Origin of the sequence: Paraburkholderia sp. GAS41, assembly GCF_050436545.1 — a bacterium.
GTDB lineage: Bacteria > Pseudomonadota > Gammaproteobacteria > Burkholderiales > Burkholderiaceae > Paraburkholderia.
Map to the genome: position 1 here is coordinate 75,324 of NZ_JBNDMK010000022.1, position 23,500 is coordinate 98,823.

Annotated in this window: 22 protein-coding genes and 1 tRNA gene; 12 read left to right on the forward strand and 11 right to left on the reverse strand. The window is 63.0% G+C overall.

Going from position 1 to position 23,500, the window contains the following annotated elements:
* Positions 1-158: 158 nt before the first annotated feature.
* The 7 genes from argB (at position 159) to P3T43_RS26145 (ending at position 7,134) form a co-directional block, all read left to right on the forward strand.
* Positions 159-1,058 (forward strand): acetylglutamate kinase, encoded by a 900-nt coding sequence (argB, locus tag P3T43_RS26115; protein ID WP_429266262.1) that lies wholly within the window; start codon positions 159-161, stop codon positions 1,056-1,058.
* Between the two features lie 2 nt (positions 1,059-1,060).
* Positions 1,061-1,885, forward strand: coding sequence for a pyrimidine 5'-nucleotidase (locus tag P3T43_RS26120; RefSeq protein ID WP_429283899.1), 825 nt, complete (start codon positions 1,061-1,063; stop codon positions 1,883-1,885).
* Positions 1,852-2,535, forward strand: coding sequence for a nucleoid occlusion factor SlmA (slmA, locus tag P3T43_RS26125; protein ID WP_429283900.1), 684 nt, complete (start codon positions 1,852-1,854; stop codon positions 2,533-2,535). Before P3T43_RS26120 ends, slmA begins: the two co-directional genes overlap by 34 nt.
* A gap of 270 nt (positions 2,536-2,805) precedes the next feature.
* Positions 2,806-3,951 carry a homoserine O-succinyltransferase MetX gene (gene metX, locus P3T43_RS26130; RefSeq protein ID WP_429283901.1) on the forward strand — a complete coding sequence of 382 codons (1,146 nt, stop codon included), beginning with the start codon at positions 2,806-2,808 and terminating at the stop codon, positions 3,949-3,951.
* The gene (metW, locus tag P3T43_RS26135; protein ID WP_429283902.1) at positions 3,948-4,556 is read left to right on the forward strand and encodes a methionine biosynthesis protein MetW; all 609 of its coding nucleotides are present in this window, start codon (positions 3,948-3,950) and stop codon (positions 4,554-4,556) included. Before metX ends, metW begins: the two co-directional genes overlap by 4 nt.
* Before the next feature lie 14 nt (positions 4,557-4,570).
* Entirely contained in the window at positions 4,571-5,965 is a 1,395-nt protein-coding gene (locus P3T43_RS26140; RefSeq protein ID WP_429283903.1) for an AmpG family muropeptide MFS transporter, read from the forward strand.
* Positions 5,966-5,991: 26 nt separating this feature from the next.
* Positions 5,992-7,134 (forward strand): M48 family metalloprotease, encoded by a 1,143-nt coding sequence (locus P3T43_RS26145; RefSeq protein WP_429283904.1) that lies wholly within the window; start codon positions 5,992-5,994, stop codon positions 7,132-7,134.
* Positions 7,135-7,152: 18 nt separating this feature from the next.
* Here the strand turns inward: P3T43_RS26145 and P3T43_RS26150 are convergent, their stop codons facing one another.
* The 5 genes from P3T43_RS26150 to gatC all read right to left on the reverse strand — a co-directional run bounded on the left by P3T43_RS26150 (position 7,153) and on the right by gatC (position 12,344).
* A complete protein-coding gene (locus tag P3T43_RS26150; RefSeq protein WP_429283905.1) occupies positions 7,153-7,932 on the reverse strand; it encodes an exodeoxyribonuclease III in 780 nt (259 codons plus the stop codon).
* Positions 7,933-8,019: 87 nt separating this feature from the next.
* Complete coding sequence (locus tag P3T43_RS26155; RefSeq protein ID WP_429283906.1) at positions 8,020-8,856, reverse strand: polyphosphate kinase 2 family protein; 837 nt, start codon at positions 8,854-8,856, stop codon at positions 8,020-8,022.
* 149 nt (positions 8,857-9,005) lie between these two features.
* Positions 9,006-10,481 (reverse strand): Asp-tRNA(Asn)/Glu-tRNA(Gln) amidotransferase subunit GatB, encoded by a 1,476-nt coding sequence (gene gatB / locus P3T43_RS26160; RefSeq protein ID WP_429283907.1) that lies wholly within the window; start codon positions 10,479-10,481, stop codon positions 9,006-9,008.
* A gap of 4 nt (positions 10,482-10,485) precedes the next feature.
* Entirely contained in the window at positions 10,486-11,985 is a 1,500-nt protein-coding gene (gene gatA, locus P3T43_RS26165) for an Asp-tRNA(Asn)/Glu-tRNA(Gln) amidotransferase subunit GatA (protein ID WP_429283908.1), read from the reverse strand.
* Between the two features lie 59 nt (positions 11,986-12,044).
* Complete coding sequence (gene gatC, locus P3T43_RS26170) at positions 12,045-12,344, reverse strand: Asp-tRNA(Asn)/Glu-tRNA(Gln) amidotransferase subunit GatC (RefSeq protein ID WP_074301099.1); 300 nt, start codon at positions 12,342-12,344, stop codon at positions 12,045-12,047.
* 380 nt (positions 12,345-12,724) lie between these two features.
* Here gatC and P3T43_RS26175 point away from each other — a divergent pair, with 380 nt between their 5' ends.
* The 5 genes from P3T43_RS26175 to rodA all read left to right on the forward strand — a co-directional run bounded on the left by P3T43_RS26175 (position 12,725) and on the right by rodA (position 19,328).
* Positions 12,725-13,768 carry a rod shape-determining protein gene (locus P3T43_RS26175; protein ID WP_004189550.1) on the forward strand — a complete coding sequence of 348 codons (1,044 nt, stop codon included), beginning with the start codon at positions 12,725-12,727 and terminating at the stop codon, positions 13,766-13,768.
* A 151-nt stretch (positions 13,769-13,919) separates the two neighbouring features.
* The gene (gene mreC, locus P3T43_RS26180; RefSeq protein ID WP_429283909.1) at positions 13,920-15,074 is read left to right on the forward strand and encodes a rod shape-determining protein MreC; all 1,155 of its coding nucleotides are present in this window, start codon (positions 13,920-13,922) and stop codon (positions 15,072-15,074) included.
* Entirely contained in the window at positions 15,071-15,583 is a 513-nt protein-coding gene (gene mreD / locus P3T43_RS26185; RefSeq protein ID WP_429283910.1) for a rod shape-determining protein MreD, read from the forward strand. Before mreC ends, mreD begins: the two co-directional genes overlap by 4 nt.
* 153 nt (positions 15,584-15,736) lie before the next feature.
* Positions 15,737-18,169 carry a penicillin-binding protein 2 gene (mrdA, locus tag P3T43_RS26190; RefSeq protein ID WP_429283911.1) on the forward strand — a complete coding sequence of 811 codons (2,433 nt, stop codon included), beginning with the start codon at positions 15,737-15,739 and terminating at the stop codon, positions 18,167-18,169.
* A gap of 10 nt (positions 18,170-18,179) precedes the next feature.
* The gene (gene rodA, locus P3T43_RS26195; protein WP_429283912.1) at positions 18,180-19,328 is read left to right on the forward strand and encodes a rod shape-determining protein RodA; all 1,149 of its coding nucleotides are present in this window, start codon (positions 18,180-18,182) and stop codon (positions 19,326-19,328) included.
* Between the two features lie 72 nt (positions 19,329-19,400).
* Here rodA and P3T43_RS26200 read toward each other — a convergent pair whose 3' ends face one another.
* From P3T43_RS26200 to P3T43_RS26225, 6 genes are all read right to left on the reverse strand, one after another.
* The gene (locus P3T43_RS26200; RefSeq protein WP_429283913.1) at positions 19,401-20,111 is read right to left on the reverse strand and encodes a tetratricopeptide repeat protein; all 711 of its coding nucleotides are present in this window, start codon (positions 20,109-20,111) and stop codon (positions 19,401-19,403) included.
* A complete protein-coding gene (locus tag P3T43_RS26205; RefSeq protein ID WP_429283914.1) occupies positions 20,108-20,890 on the reverse strand; it encodes an HpcH/HpaI aldolase family protein in 783 nt (260 codons plus the stop codon). Before P3T43_RS26205 ends, P3T43_RS26200 begins: the two co-directional genes overlap by 4 nt.
* A 162-nt stretch (positions 20,891-21,052) precedes the next feature.
* Positions 21,053-21,499 (reverse strand): 6-carboxytetrahydropterin synthase QueD, encoded by a 447-nt coding sequence (queD, locus tag P3T43_RS26210; protein ID WP_429283915.1) that lies wholly within the window; start codon positions 21,497-21,499, stop codon positions 21,053-21,055.
* Between the two features lie 6 nt (positions 21,500-21,505).
* Positions 21,506-22,138 carry a 7-carboxy-7-deazaguanine synthase gene (gene queE / locus P3T43_RS26215; RefSeq protein ID WP_429283916.1) on the reverse strand — a complete coding sequence of 211 codons (633 nt, stop codon included), beginning with the start codon at positions 22,136-22,138 and terminating at the stop codon, positions 21,506-21,508.
* An 85-nt stretch (positions 22,139-22,223) separates the two neighbouring features.
* Complete coding sequence (gene queC, locus P3T43_RS26220; RefSeq protein ID WP_429283917.1) at positions 22,224-22,958, reverse strand: 7-cyano-7-deazaguanine synthase QueC; 735 nt, start codon at positions 22,956-22,958, stop codon at positions 22,224-22,226.
* A gap of 409 nt (positions 22,959-23,367) precedes the next feature.
* Positions 23,368-23,443 (reverse strand) — tRNA-Phe (locus P3T43_RS26225).
* Positions 23,444-23,500 lie beyond the last annotated feature (57 nt).

The window sequence follows — 23,500 nt, forward strand, 5'->3', positions numbered from 1 at the left end:
GGCAGCGCCTGCCGAGTGGCGTGCGCGCAACGTCCATTGCGCAGTGCGCCAGCCCGGCGACGCCCGTCGCCAGAACACATATGGAAAACCCTGTTGCACCGCGCCAGTCCTGTACAATTCGCCGTGTTTCAACTGTTCCGTGCCTGAGCCCTGCCGCCATGTCCGAAATTCCTGACCTCTCGCAGATCGCCCCCACCCTGAAGGCCGAAATTCTGGCCGAGGCACTGCCTTATATCCGCCAGTATCACGGCAAGACCGTGGTCATCAAATACGGCGGCAACGCAATGACCGAAGAGCGCCTGAAGCAAGGCTTCGCGCGCGACGTCATTCTGCTGAAGCTGGTCGGTATCAATCCGGTCATCGTGCACGGCGGTGGTCCGCAGATCGACCAGGCGCTCAAGAAGATCGGCAAACAGGGCACCTTCATCCAGGGCATGCGGGTTACCGACGAAGAGACGATGGAAGTCGTCGAATGGGTGCTCGGCGGCGAAGTGCAGCAGGACATCGTCACGCTGATCAATCACTTCGGCGGTCACGCGGTAGGCCTCACCGGCAAGGACGGCGGCCTGATCCACGCGCGCAAGATGCTGATGCCGGATCGCGACAATCCCGGCCAGTATGTCGACATCGGGCAGGTCGGCGAAGTCGAGGCGATCAACCCGGCGGTCGTCAAGGCACTGCAGGACGACGCGTTCATTCCGGTGATCTCGCCAATCGGCTTTGGCGAAGACGGCCTGTCGTACAACATCAACGCGGATCTGGTCGCGGGCAAGCTGGCGGTCGTGCTGAACGCCGAAAAGCTCGTGATGATGACCAACATCCCCGGCGTGATGGACAAGGAAGGCAATCTGCTCACCGACCTGTCCGCGCGCGAAATCGACTCGCTGTTCGCCGACGGCACCATCTCCGGCGGCATGCTGCCGAAGATCTCCTCCGCGCTCGACGCGGCGAAGAGCGGCGTGCGCTCGGTGCACATCATCGACGGCCGTATCGAACACTCGGTACTGCTGGAAATCCTGACCGAACAGCCGTTCGGCACGATGATCCGCTCCCATTGAGCATGTCCGATCAGGCAGCGCGTCCCTTGGATGAACTGCCCTCCAGACACGCTAAACGCCGCCGGCCGCACATCGCCGGCGGTAGTCCGGTCTGGCTATTCGATCTCGACAACACGCTGCATCACGCATCGCATTCGATTTTTCCGGCCATCAACCGGGCGATGACGCAGTACATCATCGACACCCTGCAGGTGGACCGCGACGAAGCCAACCGCCTGCGCGTCGGCTACACCCAGCGTTACGGCGCGGCACTGCTCGGTCTCACCCGCCATCATCCGGTCGACCCGCACGACTTTCTGAAGGTCGTCCACACCTTCCCCGATCTGCCTTCCATGGTGCGCAGCGAACGCGGCCTGGCCCGGCTGGTTGCGGCCCTGCCTGGCCGCAAGATCGTGCTGACCAACGCCCCTGAGCAATACGCGCGGGCGGTGCTCGCGGAGCTCCGTATCGACCGCCTGTTCGAGCGCGTGATCGCCATCGAACACATGCGTGACCGGCGCGGCTGGCGCGCCAAGCCCCACGCCGGCATGCTACGGCGTGCCATGCGCGATGCCCATGTGCCGCTTGCCGACGCCATCCTCGTCGAAGATACGCGCTCGCATCTGAAGAACTACCGCAGGCTCGGCATTCGGACCGTGTGGATCGTCGGCCATCTCCCAGAGCCGCTGCGTGCGAACGGCATTCCGGGCCGCTTGCCGGGTACTGGCCGTCCGCACTATGTCGACAAACGCATCCGTTCGTTAAAATCACTCCGATTGGGCACCCGCTCAGTGCGACTGAAGGGACGACAGACATGCAACCGATTCACAGGCATGACGAAACCGTAACCGCAGACCCGCCAGCCAGCGGCAGTACCCGCGCGGCCCGCCTGAAGCCCGGCGAACGCCGCGTGCATATCCTCCAGACCCTCGCGACCATGCTGGAGGCGCCGAAAAACGAAAAGATCACCACCGCGGCGCTCGCCGCGCGACTCGGCGTATCGGAAGCCGCGCTATACCGGCATTTCGCCAGCAAGGCGCAAATGTTCGAGGCCCTGATCGAATTCATCGAACAATCCATCTTCGGGCTCATCAACCAGATCGCCACGAAAGAGCCTAATGGCGTGCTGCAGGCACGAACCATCGCGCTGATGCTGCTCAATTTTTCGGCGAAGAATCCGGGCATGACGCGCGTGCTGACGTGCGAGGCCCTCGTAGGCGAGCATGAACGCCTGACCGAGCGCGTCAATCAGCTACTCGAACGGGTCGAGGCCTCGCTCAAGCAGTGTCTGCGAATCGGCCTGATGGATGCCAACGTGCAGGCCGATGCCGCGACGCAGACCCCAGCCGTGCCGCTACCGGCCGATTACGATCCCGCCGTACGCGCCAATCTGCTGCTCAGCTATATCGTCGGCCGCTGGCACCGTTATGCGCGCAGCGGCTTCGCGCGCCATCCGGGTGAACATGCCGACGCGCAGTTGCGACTGATTCTTCAGTAGTCCGCTGGAGTTGGATGCGAAGCGCAGGCCTCGGCCCCGTCGCGTCCGCCGCTGCAGTGCCGCTGCCTCGCCAGATTTTCCGCTATACTTTCCGCCTGACTGTTGTCACTGACGCGCCGATTTGCTGACTCGATTGCGGGCGCGCGAACCTGCCGGAATTCCATCCGGCGGTTCACTATAAATGCGGCTAAAGAGGTCGTCAGCCGCGCACACTGTTTGTCTCCGTGCCTTGCCGACACCATTTAGCCGTCCCTGTTGAAGGCGGAATGAATGGATTCAATCGGTATCGTCGCTCCCCAGAAAATGCATTTCTCCGAGCCGCTGCTCATGCAGAACGGCAGCTCGTTGGCCGGTTTCGACCTGATGGTCGAGACCTACGGCACGCTCAACGCTGCGCGCAGCAATGCCGTGCTGGTCTGTCACGCGCTCAACGCATCGCACCACGTCGCGGGCGTCTATGCGGATGACCCGAAGAACGTCGGCTGGTGGGACAACATGGTCGGTCCCGGCAAACCCCTGGACACCAACCGGTTCTTCGTCATCGGCGTGAACAATCTCGGTTCGTGTTTCGGCTCCACCGGTCCGATGAGCATCGATCCGGCCACGGGCGTGCCGTACGGCGCGAGCTTCCCGGTGGTCACCGTGGAAGACTGGGTGAACGCGCAGACACGCGTCGCCGACGCGTTCGGTATCGAGCGTTTCGCCGCGGTGATGGGCGGCAGCCTCGGCGGCATGCAGGCGCTCGCGTGGAGCATGATGTATCCGGAGCGCGTCGGCCATTGCATCGTCGTGGCATCCACGCCGAAGCTCTCCGCGCAGAACATTGCGTTTAACGAGGTCGCGCGCTCGGCGATCCTGTCCGATCCCGATTTCCACGGCGGCAACTACTATGCGCATGGCGTCAAGCCGAAGCGCGGCTTGCGCGTGGCACGCATGATCGGCCACATCACCTATCTGTCGGACGACGACATGGCCGAGAAATTCGGCCGCTCGCTGCGCCGCGCGGAAGGTGCCGTCGATGCGTACAACTTCAATTTCGACGTCGAATTCGAAGTGGAATCGTATTTGCGCTATCAGGGCGACAAGTTCGCCGACTATTTCGACGCGAACACCTATCTGCTGATCACCCGCGCGCTCGACTATTTCGATCCGGCCAAGGCGTTCGACGGCGATCTGACCAAAGCCGTCGCGCACACCACGGCGAAATATCTGATCGCCAGTTTCTCCACCGACTGGCGCTTCGCCCCGGCGCGCTCGCGTGAACTGGTGAAGGCGCTGCTCGATCACAAACGCACCGTGACATACGCGGAAATCGACGCGCCGCACGGCCACGACGCCTTCCTGCTCGACGACGCGCGCTATCACAACCTGATGCGCGCCTATTACGAACGCATTGCCACCGAGGTGAACGCATGAACCAGCGCGCTCTCGATTATCTTGCGCTGCGCCCCGATTTCCGCGCCATCGCCCGCTGGGTCGAACCGCGCGCGACCGTGCTCGATCTGGGCTGCGGCGACGGCTCGCTGCTTTCCACGCTGACCGAGGAACTCGAAGTGTCGGGTTACGGCATCGAAATCAACGATGCCGGGGTGCTGGCGGCGACCAAAAATGGCGTCAATGTCATCCAGCAGAATCTGGAAGACGGCCTGCGTCTGTTCGAAGACGAGAGTTTCGACTTCGCCATCCTTTCGCAGACGCTGCAAACCATCCATCAGACTGCTGCGATCCTGCGCGAGACGGTGCGGGTCGGCAAGGAATGCATCGTCTCGTTCCCGAATTTCGGCTACTGGGCCCACCGCCTATCCGTGCTGCAAGGCCGCATGCCGGTGTCGAAATCGCTGCCGTATCAGTGGCACAACACGCCGAACGTGCGCGTGCTGACCATCAAGGATTTCGAGGCGCTGGCACCCGAGGTCGGCATCGAGATTCTCGACCGGGTCGTCCTGCACGGCGGCCAGGCGGTGCGGTGGGGCGTGAACTGGCGTGGTAGTCTTGCGGTCTATCGCGTCAAGAAAAGCTAACGCCACACACTCAAATGTCGAACCCGCCGCACGAGGCGCCCGCACTTACCGCTCACGTCGAACATACCGGCTGGCGTGCGTTTCTGAACACGCACATGTTGATCTGCGTCTTTCTCGGCTTTACGTCGGGATTGCCGCTGTTCACGCTCGTCTATCTGGTGCAGGCGTGGTTGCGATCTGAAGGCGTCAATCTGAAGGAAATCGGCCTGTTTGCGCTGATCCAGTTTCCCTACACCTGGAAGTTCGTCTGGGCACCGCTGATGGACCGCTACGTGCCGCGCCTGCCGGGCTGGCGCCCAGGCCGCCGGCGCGGCTGGATGCTGGTCACGCAGATCCTCGTGGCCGGGGCGATTGCCATCCTGGGTTTCGTGTCGCCGCGCGATTCGATCTGGACAGTCGCAGCGCTCACGGCGCTGGTGGCGCTTTTCGGCGCGAGCCAGGACATTTCCATTGACGCCTACCGGCGCGAGTTGCTCAAGGACACCGAGCAGGGTCTGGGTAACGCGGTGCACGTCAACGCGTACAAGATTGCCGCGCTGGTGCCGGGCTCGCTCGCTCTGATCCTGTCCGACCATTTGCCGTGGACCACCGTGTTCATGGTGACGGCCGCCTTCATGGTGCCGGGCATGATCATGACGCTCGTGGTGCGCGAGCCGCAAGTGCACGGCGCGCCGCCGAAAAACCTGCGCGCAGCGATCGTCGAACCGTTCCGCGAGTTCATCCTGCGCGACGGCTGGCGCGGCGCGCTGTTCGTGCTCAGCTTTATCTTTCTCTACAAACTCGGCGACACGATGGCGACCAACCTGTCGACCTCGTTCTTCCTCGATATCGGTTACTCGCGCACGCAGATTGGCGTGATCGCCAAGACCACCGCGTTTGGGGCGAGTCTCGCGGGCGGCATCGTCGGCGGTCTGTGGATGATGCGTATCGGTATAGGCCGCGGACTGTGGGTGTTCGGCATCCTGCAGATGGTGTCGACGCTCGGCTTCGCATGGCTTGCGCATCTCGGGCCTGCGTCGCCTGGGCTCACCGCAATCTACGATTTCGCCGTGTTCACGAGCCAGGGCGTGACGAAACTGCTGTCCGTGTTCGGCATTGACTGGACGGTGCAGCTCGATCCGCGCTCGGTCGCGCTGGCGCTCGTCTACGGCCTCGAAACCTTTGCCACCGGCCTGACGATGGCCGCGTTTACCGCCTACATCGCCAGCACCACCGATCCCCGTTACACCGCCACCCAGTTCGCGCTGTTCACCAGTCTGGCCTCGGTCCCGCGTACGTTGGCGTCCGCGGCGAGTGGCTATGTGGTCGCGCAGATCGGCTGGTTCGACTACTTCCTTGCCTGCACCGCGCTGGCGCTACCCGGCATGCTGCTGTTGCTGCGTATCGCGCCGTGGAGGCTACGCTCGTGAGCGTATCTGCGGCCTGGCGGACGATGATGACTGCCCCGATCCCTGCACGCCGCGTGCGGCATCTGCTGCGTGCAGCGCTCGCGTTGCTTTGTGCGGGCAGTATGCTCGCGGCGCCGCTGCGCGGCTACGCAGCTGCGATGTCGACCTCTGCGTCCCAGGCTAGCGCAACGGTGCCGGTGAGCGCGCCCGCTGCGAAATCGCCGTCGGGCGCCACGGTTCCAGATAGTGCATCGGGTGCGGCATCAAATGCTGCCAGCGCTGCGAGTGCCGCGAGTACCCCGACGGGTGCCAGCGCAAGCAGCCCCACCTCGGCCCCAACCGCCGCCGACGACCGGCCGCCACCGTATTCGCCGCCCGCCCAGCAATTGCGTTTCGGCAGCTACGCGGTGTTTCGCAATCTGATTCCGTCGCCGGCACTGGAAGCTCAAGCCGCCGACGAGTTCCAGGAGATCGTCTACGGCGCCCAGCACGCCGACCGGCTCTACCCCAACACTGACGCGCGAGTGATCCGCGTGCACGCGATCGTCGACAAGCTGATTCCGTATTCGCTGAAGTGGAATGAACGGGCCAAGAACTGGAAGTGGACAATCGCGGTGATCCGCTCGCCGGATATCCGCATGTACTGTCTGCCGGGCGGCAAGATCGTGATCTACAGCGGCATTCTCGACCGCGCGCGTCTGAACGACAACGAACTCGCCATGCTGCTCGGTCACGAGATCGCGCATGCGCTGCGCGAGCACGCGCGCGAGCGCCTCGGCGAGCAGCAGGCGGCGCAACTGGGTTCGTCCGGCGCGATTCCACAATTATTCGGCCTCGCCGATCTCGGCGTCGCGCCGCTTGGCATCGGCTCGCAACTGCTCGAGATGAAATACACACCCACCGACGAAACCGAAGCCGACGTGATCGGCAGCGATATCGCCTCACGCGCCGGTTACGATCCGCGCGCCGCCGTCACGCTGTGGGACAAACTGGCAACGGTGACGCACAGCAGCCGCAATCAGGGCTACATCTATGTGCATCCCTACACGCCGGCACGCCGTCAGGACATCATGAAACGGCTGCCGGACATGCTGCAACTCTACGCGAAAGCCATCGGCAAGACCGTCGACGCGTTGCCCGACTACGCCAACATGGGCCGCCCGCGCCGCGACCCGGGCCGCGGCGACTGAGCGGTGAGCAACCCCCGCTTACTTCTTGAGCTTGTGATCGTAATCGACAGTCAGCGGCGCATGGTCGCTGAACTTGATGTCGCGGAACACCTCGGTGCGCTTTGCCTTGCTGGCAATGCCCGCCGTGGCGATCTGATAATCGATCCGCCACCCGACGTTCTTGGCATAGGCCTGACCGCGATTGCTCCACCACGTGTACTGTTCCGGACGCTGGTCGAGCGTGCGGAAGACGTCGACATAACCCACTTCGTCGAACAGCTTCGTCAACCACTCGCGCTCTTCCGGCAGGCAACCTGAATTCTTCTGGTTGCTCTTCCAGTTCTTGATGTCGATTTCCTTGTGGACGATGTTGACGTCGCCGCACACGATCACTTCGCGCTCCTGGCTCAGCTCAGAGAGGTGCGGCATGAACTCGTCCATGAAGCGGAACTTGGCCTGCTGACGATCTTCGCCGCTCGAACCCGACGGCACATACACCGACACCACCGACAGCTTGCCGAAGCGCAATTCCACGTAACGCCCTTCCGGATCGAACTCTTCGCTGCCGAAGCCGATCACCACCTCGTCCGGCTCGTGGCGCGTGTACACTCCCGCGCCGCTGTAGCCTTTCTTCACGGCATGCTGAAAGTAGCCCGTGAAGTTGTGGGGCGCGAGAAATTCGGGGGTCATGTCGTCCTGCGAGCATTTGATTTCCTGCACACACAGCACGTCGGCTTTCTGCTCGCCGAACCATTCGAAAAAGCCCTTCTTGGCCGCAGAGCGGATGCCGTTCAGGTTGGCGGTAATCACACGCAACATGTCGTTCCTTTGTTGTTGATCGATTGTTGATTCAAGTCTCGTGGGCTCGTGATCCGGTTTCGTCCCATGCTGAAACCGCGGTGCACGTCATGCGACTACCACGCCCTTGAGCGATTCTTTCGCGGGCGGGTATTCGAGCTTTAGACCTTCGAGCGTGCGCAGCAGCAGTTCGGCGACCATCACGTTGCGATGCGTCTTCGAGTCGGCCGGAATGATGTACCACGGCGCGTAGGGTGTCGAGGTCGCGGCCAGTGCATCGTGATACGCGGCCTGATACTGATCCCAGTGTTTACGCGCCTCGAGGTCCGAGACATCGAACTTCCAGTGCTTGGTGGGATCGTCAATGCGCGCCTGCAGCCGCGCACGCTGCGTGTCTTTCGAAATGTGCAGCATGCATTTGACGATTGTGGTGCCGCTTTCGGCCAGCATCGCTTCGAAATCGCAAATCTGCCGATAACGCCGCTCGCAGGTGCTTTTTTCCAGTTGACCCAGCACGACCGGCACCAGCACGTCTTCATAGTGACTGCGGTTGAAGACAGTCAGTTCGCCGGCGGCCGGCACCTGTGAATGCACGCGCCACAGGAAATCGTGCGCAAGCTCGGTGGGCGTCGGCGCCTTGAACGGCACGATGCGCAAGCCGAGCGGATCGACGTCGCGAAACACGCCGCGTACCGTCCCGTCCTTGCCGCTCGTGTCCATGCCTTGCAACACCAGCAGGACACGCTGCCGGCTCTGGGCATGCAGGCACTCCTGCAAGGCATCGAGCTTTGCGCCGATTTCCGCGAGGCGATCGCGGTCGCCGTCTTTTGTACCGGTCGAGAAGGGCTTCGCGCCCGGATCGAAATCGGCGAGCGCAAATTTTTCGATCTTCTTGCCGTCGGAATACGGCACGCGGAAATCGTCGAGCTCCGGTTTTTTCGCCATCGTCAGGCTCCAGTGTGCGCCGCACCTGCAGCAGCGGCGCATCCGCAAAATGAAACGGGCCGCTGCCCTACTTGCGTGCGGCAACAGCCCGTTGGGATCGAAGTCGCGCCCTCAACCGTGCGCGCACAGCGAACACATCATCACATCGTTCAGGACAGCTTTTGCTTCAGCAGTTCGTTGACCTGCTGCGGATTGGCTTTGCCCTTGGTCGCCTTCATCGCCTGGCCGATCAGCGCGTTGAACGCCTTTTCCTTGCCGGCGCGGAATTCCTCGACCGATTTCTGGTTCGCTGCGAGCACCGCGTCGATGATCGCTTCCAGTTCGCCCGTGTCGGAAATCTGCTTGAGACCCTTCGCTTCGATGATGCGATCGGCCGCGGCTTCGTCGGTGGCCTTTTCGTCCCAGATCGCCACGAAGATTTCCTTCGCGATCTTGTTCGAAATCGTGCCGTCCGCAATGCGTTGCAGCAGCAGCGCGAGCTGGCTTGCGGAGACCGGGCTGTCGGCGATGTCGAGACCTTCGCGATTCAATAGCGACGACACTTCGCCCATCATCCAGTTCGCCGCCGCCTTCGCCTGGGCGGCGCCGATCTTCGCCACCACGGCTTCGTAGTACGCCACCATGGCCTTGCTCGAGGTCAGCACGACTGCGTCGTACGGCGTGAGGCCGTACTGGTCCACCAGACGCTGCTGGATCGCGACGGGCAGCTCCGGCATTTCGGCCTGCACCCGTTCGACCCACGCCCGCTCGATCACCAGCGGCATCAGATCGGGATCCGGGAAATAGCGGTAATCGTGCGCGTCTTCCTTGCTGCGCATGGAGCGCGTTTCACGCTTGTCCGGATCGTAGAGACGCGTTTCCTGCACCACCGTGCCACCGTCTTCGATCAGTTCGATCTGGCGGCGCACTTCGTACTGAATGGCTTCCTCCAGGAAGCGGAACGAATTCAGGTTCTTGATCTCGGCACGCGTGCCGAATTCCGCTTGCCCCACCGGCCGCACCGACACGTTCGCGTCACAGCGGAACGAACCTTCCTGCATGTTGCCGTCGCAGATGCCGAGCCACGTGACGAGCGTATGCAACGTCTTGGCGTACGCCACGGCTTCAGCGGCGCTGCGCATTTCCGGCTCGGTGACGATTTCGAGCAGCGGCGTGCCGGCCCGATTCAGGTCGATGCCCGTCATGCCCGCAAAATCTTCGTGCAGCGATTTGCCCGCATCTTCTTCGAGGTGAGCGCGCGTCAGGTTGATCGTCTTGACGTACGCTTCCTTGCCGGCCTTCTCGTTGGCCGGCACCTGGATCGTGACGGTACCGCCTTGCACCACGGGAATTTCGTACTGGCTGATCTGATAACCCTTCGGCAGATCGGGGTAGAAATAATTCTTGCGGGCGAAGATGCTGCGCGGCGCGATGGTCGCGCCGATGGCAAGACCGAATTCGATCGCGCGCTGCACGGCGCCGCGGTTCATCACCGGCAGCGAACCCGGCAACGCCAGGTCGACGGGACAGGCTTGCGTGTTAGGTTCGGCGCCGAACTGCGTGGCGGCGCCCGAGAAAATCTTCGAGACGGTCGACAGTTGCGTGTGTGTCTCGAGACCGATCACCACTTCCCATTGCTTGGTCATGTGTTCACACTCCTGCCGGTGTCTGGCGATGCCAGTCGGTTGCGCGCTGGAACGCATCCGCAACCTGCAGCATGCGAGCTTCGTTGAAATAGTTGCCGATGATCTGCAGCCCCACCGGACGCTGCGAATTCGCGCCTGCGCCGAAGCCGCACGGCACGCTCATGCCGGGCAATCCGGCGAGACTTACCGACAGCGTGTAGATATCGGCCAGATACATCTGTACCGGGTCGTCGCCCTTGGCGCCCAGATCCCACGCCACCGACGGCGCGACCGGCCCCATGATGACGTCGCACTGCCGGAACGCTTCCTGGAAGTCGTTCGCGATGATGCGGCGGATCTTCTGTGCCTGCAGGTAATACGCGTCGTAATAGCCGTGCGACAGCACGTAGGCGCCCACCAGAATGCGGCGCTTCACTTCCGGACCGAAGCCTTCGGCGCGCGACTTCTTGTACATGTCGAGCAGATCGCGGTACTCCGCGGCGCGATGACCGTAGCGCACGCCGTCGAAACGCGACAGGTTCGACGAGGCTTCCGCCGGAGCGATCACGTAGTACACGGGGATTGACAGTTCGGTTTTCGGCAGCGTGACTTCGACCAGCGTGGCGCCGAGCGCTTCGTATTGCTTCAGCGCGGCGTCGATGGTGGCGCGCACGTCGTCGGCGAGACCCGCGCCGAAGTATTCCTTCGGCAAGCCGATGCGCAGACCCGCGAGCGGCTTACCCGCCGCGTGGGCTGCGCCGTCGGCCGACCAGCTCTGGCCGAGATGGCGCGTGTAGTCTTCGTCGTCACGCACGAGGCTGGTCGAATCGCGCTCGTCGAAACCGTGCATGGCGTTGAGCAGCAGCGCGCAATCAGCGGCGCTCCGGGCCATCGGGCCGCCCTGATCCAATGACGAGGCGAACGCGATCATGCCGTAGCGCGACACGCGGCCATAGGTGGGCTTGATGCCGGTAATGCCCGAGAACGAGGCCGGCTGGCGGATCGAGCCGCCGGTGTCCGTACCGGTCGCGGCGGGCGCGAGCCGCGCGGCCACGGCTGCGGCCGAGCCGCCTGACGAACCGCCCGGCACGGCCTTCGTGTCCCACGGATTCTGCACCGGACCGAAGTACGAGTTCTCATTGGACGAGCCCATCGCGAACTCGTCCATATTGGTCTTGCCGACGCACACCATGCCGGCGCGCTTCAGACGCTCGACCACCGTGGCGTCGAACGGGCTCGCGTAATTGGCGAGCATCTTCGAGCCGGCCGTGGAGCGCCAGCCGCGCGTCACGAACACGTCCTTGTGGGCGATCGGCAGGCCGACCAGCGGACCGGCGTGGCCGGTGTGAAGCAGCGCGTCGGCGGCCTTGGCCTGCTCGAGCGTGAGATCGGCGTCGACCTGGACGAAGGCGTTCAGGCTTTGGGCTGCGTCGATCCGCTTCAGATAGAGCTGCGCCAGTTCGACTGCGGAGCATTGCTTCGCAGCGAGCGCGGCACGCAGTTCGGTCAAGCTTTTTTCATGCATTGCGATTTTCCTGAAGAGCGCGGCAGCGCAGCACACGCTGCGCGCCAAACCCATGATTTTTATTCAATGACCTTCGGCACCAGATACAGCCCGTCCTGCACGGCGGGTGCGGGACGCTGGAATTCGTCTCGCTGGACGATTTCCGTTACGGCGTCTTCGCGCAGACGCAGCGCAACATCCTCGATCTGCTCGATCGGATGGGCGAGCGGTTCGATGCCCTTGGTGTCGACGGCCTGCATCTGCTCGACGAGGCCGAAAAAGTCGTTGAGCTGGGCAAGCGTGTGCTCAGCTTCGGCGTCAGCCAGTTCGAGCCGCGCAAGATGCGCGATGCGTTTTACATCGGTCAGGGTCAGAGCCATGCAGTCACCGGAAAATGTGGTGGACTGCCACAGTGTGGAAAAAAACAATGCTGTGACAGTGGGTTACGACACAGGAGGGGGCCCTCGAAAAAGGGGCCAGCGGTGGCAAAAAGTGCCATCCGTTTCCTTTAAATCAACCAAAATTATAAGGTATCATTACGCGTTCGACCCAAACCCGGACCGACTTACCAAGGGCTTTCTGGTCATTTGCCACAAATGATTCAGAGATAGATGCCTGACTGTGTTCCGGCCTCCGGTAGATTCCCTCGCAGCTTCAAGCCTCTGTGGCGCAGCATCCGCCCGGTTGAAGCTGTTATTTTTTCCGCTGCCGCCCTGCGCATTCTTTGCGAGGCACGGCCCCAAGCGAGACAGGATTTTGAATGTTCGGTTTTTTGCGCAGCTACTTCTCTAACGACCTGGCGATCGACCTCGGCACCGCCAACACGCTCATCTACATGCGCGGCAAAGGCATCGTTCTCGACGAGCCCTCCGTTGTGTCCATCCGCCAGGAAGGCGGTCCCAACGGCAAGAAGACCATCCAGGCAGTCGGCAAGGAAGCCAAGCAGATGCTTGGCAAGGTGCCGGGCAACATCGAGGCGATCCGCCCCATGAAGGACGGCGTGATTGCCGACTTCACCGTCACCGAGCAGATGATCAAGCAATTCATCAAGACGGCTCACGAATCGCGTATGTTCTCGCCGTCGCCGCGCATCATCATCTGCGTGCCGTGCGGTTCAACCCAGGTTGAACGCCGCGCCATCAAGGAAGCGGCTCACGGTGCAGGCGCCTCGCAGGTTTATCTGATCGAAGAACCCATGGCGGCGGCAATCGGCGCCGGCTTGCCGGTTTCGGAAGCCACCGGCTCGATGGTGGTCGACATCGGCGGCGGCACGACGGAAGTCGGCGTGATCTCGCTGGGCGGCATCGTCTACAAGGGTTCGGTGCGTGTCGGCGGTGACAAGTTCGACGAAGCCATCGTCAACTACATCCGCCGTAACTACGGCATGCTGATCGGCGAACAGACCGCTGAAGCGATCAAGAAAGAAATTGGCTCCGCGTTCCCGGGCTCGGAAGTCAAGGAAATGGAAGTGAAGGGCCGTAACCTGTCGGAAGGGATTCCGCGCAGCTTCACGATCTCCAGCAACGAAATCCTCGAAGCCCTCACCGATCCGCTGAACCAGATCGTGTCGTCGGTGAAGATCGCCCTCGAACAGACGCCGCCGGAACTCGGCGCCGACATCGCCGAACGCGGCATGATGTTGACAGGGGGCGGCGCCCTGCTGCGCGACCTGGATCGCCTGCTCGCGGAAGAAACCGGCCTGCCGGTACTCGTCGCAGAAGATCCGCTGACTTGCGTCGTCCGCGGCTCGGGCATGGCGCTCGAGCGCATGGACAAGCTCGGCAGCATCTTCTCGTACGAGTAAGCGAGAGCTCATCTCCATGTCAGCAGCGCGGATCGGACGGCAAGCCTCCTTCGGGCAAGGCTGTCCTGGGCTGGTTCATCCAGCCGCCGCGCGCTGAGCGCGCGGCTTCGCGCCGAAGTTATACCAACCGCTCACGCCCCCGGCGCCGACCATGGAATACAGTCCGCCGCCTCTATTCAAGCAAGGCCCCTCCGCCCTCGCACGGCTGATTTTCTTCGTGCTGGTGGCGCTCGCCCTGCTGATCTCGGATGCGCGCTTCAAAACGCTCGAGATCGTCCGCGGCGTGCTGGGAGCGGGTCTGTATCCGTTGCAGCGCGCGGCACTGGTGCCGCGCGACATCTTCATGGGCGCGGCGGATCTGGCCGTGACCAGCGCCACGCTGCGCGGCGAGAATGACACGCTGCGCAAGAAGGATCTGCAACTCTCGCTGCAGGCCAACACGGCGGCCGAACTCGGTGCCGAGAACGAACATCTGCGCTCGCTGCTACAACTGTCGCAGCGCATGACCACGCAATCGATCCCCACGGAAATCCAGTACGACACACGTGACCCGTTCACGCAGAAAGTCATTATTGGACGCGGTGCGCAGCAAGGCATCCAGAACGGCTCACCGGTCGTCAATGAAGACGGCGTGATTGGTCAGGTAACGCGGGTGTTCCCGATGCAGGCTGAAGTCACGCTGCTGACCGACAAAGACCAGGCGGTGCCGGTGCAGGTGGTACGGACGGGTTTGCGAAGCGTGATTTACGGCACGCCGAAAGGCGATACCCTCGACCTGCGTTTCGTGCCGATCAGCGCAGACTTGCAGACCGGCGACGAACTGGTGACCAGCGGCCTCGACGGCACGTATCCGCCGGGACTGCCGGTCGCCAAGGTGGTGCGGGTCGACAAGCAGGCCGACACCGCATTCGCACGCGTGGTCTGTTTGCCGGTTGCGCCGGTGCGTGGCGCACGCCAGTTGCTGGTGCTGCACTATCAGAACACGGTGCAGCCGCGTCCGGCAGACGAACCGGATGCCGCCAGCTCGGCGAAAGAAGCCAAGGCGAAGAAGGGCGCGAAACCCGCCGAAAAGACGGCTGACAAGGGCGCGAAAGCGGCGACGCCAGCGTCCGCTGCGGTCGCGGCGACGGCCAAGCCGGCCTCGGCGGCGAATCCCGCTTCGACGGCAGCGGAAAAGAAGAGCGCCGAGAAGAAGCAGGCCGCTGAAAAGAAAGCCGCTACAAGAGCGGCCGCAGGAAAGTCAGCATCGGCTGCGGCGGGCGCAGGCGCCGCAAGGCAACCTGCCACGGGGGGGATCGACGAATGAATCGCCCTCAGTACATCCTGCAACCGGTTAACCCCTACTTCATTGCATTCAGCCTCGCTACAGCATTCCTGCTGAACCTGATGCCGTGGGGGCGTCTGAACGGCGTGCCTGACTTCGTCGCGCTGGTGTTGCTGTTCTGGAACGTGCACCAGCCGCGCAAGGTCGGCATGGGCATCGCCTTCATGCTGGGCATCCTGATGGATGTGCACAACGCCAGCCTGCTGGGCGAGCACGCGCTGGCCTATACGCTGTTGTCGTACGGCGCGATCACGATCCACCGGCGCGTCCTGTGGATGCCCATGGGCGTGCAGACCTTCGCGGTGATGCCGTTGTTCGTGCTCGCGCAACTCGTGCCGTTCGTCATCCGGCTATTGATGGGCGCGGCGTTTCCCGGCTGGGGTTATCTGATCGACGGATTCGTCGAAGCCGCCTTGTGGCCGATTGCGAGTGTGCTGCTACTGATGCCGCAGCGCCGGCCGGCTGATCCCGACGACACTCGCCCGATTTAGCGCAGTGCGCGCTCCGAGCCCCTCCCTGAACCCGCGCAGTACGCGAAACGTGCGGTTCCCCGGCCCGCTCGGCTCGCACCGCTCCCGCCCCCCGGCCACGGCCGGCGGGCCACCCGACGATTCCGGCCGCTTTGCGGCCTTCTGACCAAGCGCATGACCGAATTCAAGGACACTCAGCAACAGCTCACGAAATTCCGCCTGCGGGTCGCGGCGGCGGGCCTGTTCGTGTTCGTCTGCTTCGGGCTGATCGTATTCCGCTTCCTGTTCCTGCAGGTCTGGCACTACAGCAAATACTCACTGCAGGCTGACGAGAACCGCATCTCAGTAGCGCCGATCGTGCCCAATCGCGGCATCATCACGGACCGTAACGGCGTCGTGCTGGCGAAGAACTACTCGGCCTACACGCTGGAAATCACGCCTTCCAAGCTCAACGACACGCTCGATAACGTCATCGACAATCTCTCGACCGTCATTTCCATCGACGCACGCGATCGGCGCCGCTTCAAGAAGCTGCAGGAAGATTCGAAGAATTTCGAAAGCCTGCCGATCCGCACACGCCTCACCGACGACGAAGTGGCGCGCTTCACCGCGCAGCGCTTCCGCTTTCCGGGCGTCGAAGTGCGCGCGCGGCTCTTCCGTCAGTACCCGCTCGGGCCGACGGCCGCGCACGTGATCGGATATATCGGGCGGATTTCGCAGCGCGATCAGGACCGTATCGACGAAGCGAGCGACCAGAACGACAGCGATCCGGATCACTATGATCCGCGCCTCGACGCGAACAACTACAAGGGCACCGACTACATCGGCAAGATTGGTGTGGAGCAGAGCTACGAAACCGAACTGCACGGCCAGACCGGCTTCGAGGAAGTCGAGGTGACGGCTGGCGGCCGGCCGGTGCGCACCTTGTCGCGCACCCAGGCAACACCTGGCAACAACCTCGTGCTGTCGCTCGATATCGGCCTGCAGCAGGTCGCCGAGCAGGCGTTTGCGGGCAAGCGCGGCGCGCTCGTGGCGATCGAACCGTCAACCGGCGACGTGCTCGCGTTCGTATCCGCGCCGAGCTTCGATCCGAATTCGTTCGTGGATGGCATCGACCAACAGACCTGGGACGATCTGAACAACTCACCGGACCACCCGCTTCTGAACCGGCCGCTGCACGGCACTTACCCGCCGGGTTCGACCTACAAGCCATTCATGGCGCTGGCCGCGCTGACGCTGCACAAGCGCACACCGAGCTGGGGTTTCCAGGATCCGGGCTACTACACGTTCGGCAATCACACGTTCCGCAACGACGTGCGCTCGGGCCAGGGCTGGATCGACCTGAACCGCGCCATCGTGGTGTCGAACGACACGTATTTCTACATGCTGGCGCACGACCTCGGCGTCAACGCGATCGCCAACTTCATGAAGCCGTGGGGCTTCGGCCAGATCACCGGCATCGACATTGCCGGCGAAGCCAAGGGCATTCTTCCTTCCACGGAATGGAAACGCAAAGCGTATCGCAAGCCCGAACAGCAGCGCTGGTACGAAGGCGAGACGATCAGTCTGGGCATCGGCCAGGGCTACAACTCGTTCACCATCCTGCAGCTTGCGCACGCAGTCGCCACGCTCGCCAATAACGGCGTCGTGCTGAAGCCTCACCTCGTGAAGGAAGTCGAAAATCCGATCACCAAGGACACGCGCCTCACCGTGCCGAAGGACGACGGCCGCATCGACGTCCCGCAGACGGATATCGACATCGTCAAGCGGGCGATGGTCGGCGTGATTACCAACGGCACGGCGTCGAAGCTGTTTATCGGCGCGCCGTATCAGGCGGCCGGCAAGACCGGTACGGCGCAGGTGTATTCGTTGCAGGGCGCGAACTACAAGGGCCATGCGATCCCGGAAAACCTGCGCGATCACGCGCTCTTCATCGCCTTCGCCCCGGCAGACAACCCGAAGATCGCCCTCGCGTTGATCGTCGAAAACGGCGGCTGGGGTGCAGAGGCGGCCGGTCCGATCGCGCGCCACGTGCTCGACTACTATCTGGTCGACCGCCAAAAGCCGGGCGCGCAAGCAGCGGCGATCGCGGCGGCGGCATCGGCAACCGAGGAGGCTTCCGCGCCGGTGGCCGCCTCGGCGCCGACTGCGGTGGAAATCGCGCAGCCGGCTTCGGTCGCCGCGGGCTTCACGGCCTTGCCGATGCCTGGCGCCGCATCGAATGTGGCTGGAGCGTCGGCACCCTCTGCGGCTTCGGCACCGGCTTCGGCACCGGCGGCCTCAGCGGCGGCGCCTGCCGAGCCGCCGGGCCCCATGGTCACAACGCCGCCCCCCAAGGGAACCGCGCAAGGGAACACGGCCACGGCAATCCAAACTAAGAATCAAGCCGCTGCGGCGGCGAAAGAAGCCCCGGCGCCGGTCGTCGCCACCGCGATGCTGACAGATCCGGCCTCGGCGCCCACCAGAACGCTCGTGCCACGCAAATCCGGTCCACACCATCCGCGTCCGGCAAGCGATCTGACACCCACCGCCGCCGCGCCGTCGCGCGACGATAGCATTCAGCCCACGTCACCCCGCCAGCCGGTCTCCGGCGGCATCGACGAGTAAGGAGAGAGGCATGCAATTCGACAAGCGCGCCTGGCTCGACCGCATCAAGAAGATGTTCATCGGCTTTGACCGCCCGCTCGCACTCGCGGTATTCCTGCTGATGTGCGTCGGCATCGTCACGCTGTACAGCGCCACGCTCGACATGCCGGGCAAGGTGGAAGATCAGCTGCGCAACATCATTTTGACTTTCGTGCTGATGTGGGGGCTCGCGAATGTCCCACCCACCACGTTGATGCGCTTCGCGGTCCCGCTTTATACCTTCGGTATCGCGTTACTGGTGGCGGTAGCGCTGTTCGGCCTCACCCGCAAAGGGGCCAAACGCTGGATCAACGTCGGCGTGGTGATCCAGCCGTCGGAGATCATGAAGATCGCCACGCCCCTGATGCTCGCGTGGTACTACCAGCGACGCGAAGGTGTGATGCGCTGGTACGACTATCTGGTCGGCCTGATCATCCTCGCCGTGCCGGTCGGTCTGATCGCCAAGCAGCCCGACCTCGGCACCGCCGTGCTGGTGTTCGCGGCGGGCCTGTTCGTCATCTATTTCGCGGGCCTGAGTTTCAAGCTGATCGTGCCGGTGCTGGTTGCCGCGGCGATTGCCGTCACCTCCATTGCGGTGTTTCAGGACAAGATCTGCCAGCCTGAAGTGCAATGGCCGCTGATGCACGACTATCAGAAGCACCGTATCTGCACCTTGCTCGATCCCACCTCCGATCCACTCGGCAAGGGCTTCCACACCATTCAGGCGGTGATTGCGATCGGCTCCGGCGGTCCGCTCGGCAAGGGCTGGTTGAAGGGCACGCAGGCTCACCTGGAATTCATCCCCGAGAAGCACACCGACTTCATTTTTGCGGTGTTCTCGGAGGAGTTCGGACTCGCGGGCGGAGTCGTGCTGCTGGTGCTTTATATGGCCCTGATCGCGCGCGGGCTCTTCATAGCGGCGAACGGAGCGACACTGTTCGGCCGGTTATTGGCCGGCTCGCTGACGATGGCTTTTTTCACCTATGCATTCGTCAATATCGGCATGGTAAGCGGGATCCTGCCGGTGGTCGGCGTGCCGTTGCCGTTCATGAGTTACGGGGGCACGGCGTTGATTACGCTGGGGATCGCGACGGGCCTCATCATGAGCGTCGGGCGACAGAAGCGCTTGATGCAAAGCTAAGGATGTGGAAAGGGGCGCAAATGCGCCCCTTTCCTGTTTACCGCCTCACGAATGTAGGACACGACGTTCGTATTACTGTGGCTTGGCCTCGTGCTCGTCACGCAATTGCGCGCTCAGTTGCTGAAATTTGAGCTTGGCCGCCGGATCGCCCTGCGCCGCGGCGGCCGCATAGTAAGCGCGCGCCACGTTGAGATTCTTGTCCACGCCATCGCCGCCGCGCTCATAGAACGAACCCGCCACGTATTGCGCCGTCATATCGCCGCCTTCTGCGGCCTTCTTGTACCAGATGAACGCCTGACGATTGTCGCGCGCCGTGCCCCGGCCATCCAGAAACTGGTTCGCCAGCGCCAGTTCGGCTTGCACATGTCCCTGCTGCGCGGCCTTCAGAAACCAGCGATGCGCTTCGACCGGATCGCGCCCAACGAACTCGCCATCGTCGTACATCTTGCCGTACACATATTGCGCGTGCGACATGTTCGCGTCGGCAGCCTTGCGCAGCCACTTCTTGCCCTCATCGGGGTTGGCTGTCGTGCCTTCGCCGTTGAGCAGCATCATCGCGTAGTTGAATTCAGCGAGGCGGTTGCCGCGCTCGGCTGCCTTGTGAAACTCGGTGAGCGCGGAACTCAGGTTGCCGGCGTTGTAGTCGGCGACGGCAGTTTGCGTTTCCGGGTCGTCCGCCTTGGACGGGGTATTCTGCGCGTAGCCCGCGGCGGATGCCGCCAGCGCGGCACATGTGGCGACACCGAACGCAACGCGTACGACGAACTGCGAAATACCCTTCATGACCGCACCTCCTGCAACGCCTGACGCGTTGCGCGCACCAGCCACATGACATCCGCAGCCAGCGCGATAAACCGAAAACCGGCGTCGCGATACTGTCGCGCGCCAGCGGCATCCATGGCAAAAATGCCCGTTGCGATGCCCGCCTTGTTCGCCGCCGCGACCACATGGCTGATCGCCGACTGTACCTCAGGATGCTTCGAGTCGCCCAGATGACCGAGACTTGCCGCGAGGTCCGCGGGTCCGATAAACAGACAATCGACGCCCGCCGTCGCCGCGATTTTCTCCACTTCGTGCACGGCGCGTGCCGACTCGATCTGCACGATGGTCGCGATCTGCGCGTTCGCGGTCTGCACGTAGTCGCGCCGCATGCCGTACGAGCCGGCACGCACGGCACCCGCGACGCCACGCAGGCCGTCGAGCGCATCAGGCGTCGGGTATTGCGTCAGACGCACGGCATGGGCCGCCTCTTCCGCCGATTCGATGTTGGGGAACATCAGCGTACGCGCGCCCGCGTCGAGCACGCGCTTGACGAGCCAGCCTTCGCTGGCCGGCACGCGCACCACCGGTTCGCTTGGCAGGTGCGCCGCAGCAATGGCGCGCAGCTGACTCGTGACGTCGGCGCTGTCGATGGGCGCGTGCTCCATGTCGATCAGCAACCAGTCGAAACCGGCGTGTGCAAGCGCCTCGGCAGCGCTGTCGCTGCCGAGCGAGAGCCACAGTCCGAAGAGCGGTTCAGCTTCCGTGAGACGTTGTTTGAGGGGATTCGTGAAAGTGCTCATCGCCGGACTCCGCGGCAACGCACAACGTTGCCTGAAGCACGGGAGAAGAGGCGGGCGCCGCGGGCCTCTAGCCCGCTTTGCAGTGCGGTGACTACCGGCATGTCTCGCTCCGAGTGGTTATCGAAACGATCATACCGTGACAATAACGCTGACGCTTGGCGCTCAGTCGCGGACCACGTCGGCCCAGCAATTCGGCGTCTCGTAGAGGCGCACCTTATGCAAACGCAGATTCACGCCGTAGTGGGCGTCATAGACATTCGCGAGCAGATCGAAGGCGACGGCCGCGAGATTTTCCACAGTGGGGATGCGATCGAGCACGACCGTCTTGTGGCCGGGCATCGACTCGAGAAAGCCGCGCACCTGCGTGTCGCCTTCGTAGACGAGAAACGCGTGATCCCACTGGTCGATCAGATGTTCTACCGCGAGCGATTTCACGTCCGCAAAGTCCATCACCATGCCGCGATCCGGCGCGCCTTCCGTATCGACCAGATCGCCTTGCAGCGTGATTTCGAGCACGTAGCGATGCCCGTGCAGATTACGGCACTGGCTGCGGTGATCGGGGATGCGGTGGCCCGCGTCGAATTCGAGTTTTCGGGTAATCGTCAGCACGGCAAATCAGGGAATGTTCAGATACTTGTGGGTCTGCATCGACAGGCGCCATTGCGGATGGCGTTTGCACCAGTCGATCGCGAGCTTCGTATTGATGTCGCGCGACGGGCCGTCCATGGGCTGGACGAGGAAATATTCGAAGTCGAGTGCCGCGTACTCCGACAGGCGCTGGTTGTCCTGTGGAATCACGACTTTCAGCTCGTTGCCTTTGGTGACGACCAACGGTGCGTCGGCCTTCGGGCTCACGCAGATCCAGTCGATCGTCTCGAGCACCGGCAGCGAACCGTTAGTCTCGATGGCGATTTCAAAGCCCGCGGCATGCAGTGCGTCGACGAAAGGCTGATCGATCTGCAGCATGGGCTCGCCGCCGGTGCAGACGACAAACCGGTCGCCCTCACCTTCCGGCCACTGCGAGGCAATCATCGCCACCAGTTCTTCGGCGCTGCGGTACTTGCCGCCGTTCTCGCCGTCCGTGCCGACGAAGTCCGTATCGCAGAAACGGCACACCGCCTCTGCACGGTCTTCCTCGCGGCCCGACCACAGATTGCAGCCGGCGAACCGGCAAAACACCGCCGGACGGCCGGCGTTCGCGCCTTCGCCCTGCAATGTGTAGAAGATTTCCTTGACCGCGTACGTCATGCTGCTTTCTGCCTGGCACCGCAAGGTGCCTGATTAAGATTGCCGCCGCCCCGTGGCGGGTTGACCAGGGGATCAGCGGAACGATTCAAACGGGTGCTTCCGTGACCTTCTCGCCGGCCAGATACGCTTCGTAGCCGCGCTTGCGCAAGCGGCACGCCGGGCATTCGCCACAGCCGAAACCCCACGCATGCAACTCGGCGCGCTCGCCGACATAGCACGTGTGCGTCTCGACCCGCACCAGCTCGACCAGCTCCTCGCCGCCCAGTTCGTGCGCGAGACGCCATGTGTCGGCCTTGTCGAGCCACATCAACGGCGTCTCCAGTGCGAAGCGGCTATCCATGCCGAGATTGAGCGCCACCTGCAGCGCCTTCATCGTGTCGTCGCGGCAGTCGGGATAGCCCGAGAAGTCGGTCTCGCACATGCCGCCCACCAGCACCTGCAGACCGCGCCGATAGGCAATCGCCGCAGCGATCGTCATGAACATCAGGTTGCGGCCCGGTACAAAGGTGTTCGGCAAACCACTCGCCGCGGCTTCGATCTGGATCTCGCGTGTCATCGCGGTCTCGCTGATCGAACCGAGCACCGACAGGTCGATCATGTGATCGTCGCCGAGGCGCCCGGCCCACGCCGGAAAGGTCCGCACGACGGCGTCGCGAAAGCCTTCACGGCATTCCAGTTCGACCCGGTGCCGCTGACCATAGTCGAAGCCGAGTGTCTCAACCGTTTCGTATCGTTCGAGCGCCCAGGCGAGGCACGTGGCCGAGTCCTGACCGCCGGAAAACAGCACCAGAGCGCTACTTTTAGCGTCTTTGCGGATCACCGTGAAACTCCGTGAATGATGAGTGCCACGTCGCGCTGCGCGATGTGCGCCATGCAGCAACGCGGCGCGACGCGTGCCGGCGTGACAGCCGGCTCAAGCAGTATAGGCCGCGCCTTCCGTCTCCAGAGTCGCTGGCGCTTATACCGCTGATCGTCGGACGCAGGGGTTCTTGCGCGGTGCAGCGCCACCGGCAAGCCGGCCCGGCAGCTACCCCTAAAAACGCAAAAGGACTTGTCTGGCGAACGCGGCAAGTCCTTGAACTGGCGCGATTTTATCATGCGATGCCAAATGCCGCCGCGTGCCGCGCCGCACGACATGGCACGTGCGTCGACAGGCAAGCGCACACCTCTGGATACCCGTCAGAAAAGGAAAAGCCCCAGGAATCTTGCGAGTTCCTGGGGCTGAATCCTGGTGGCCTGGGACGGAATCGAACCATCGACACGCGGATTTTCAATCCGCTGCTCTACCAACTGAGCTACCGGGCCAACGAAGAAGCGAGAGTATAACAAAGGGTTTTCGACTGCTCAAGCCCTCTCTCGAAA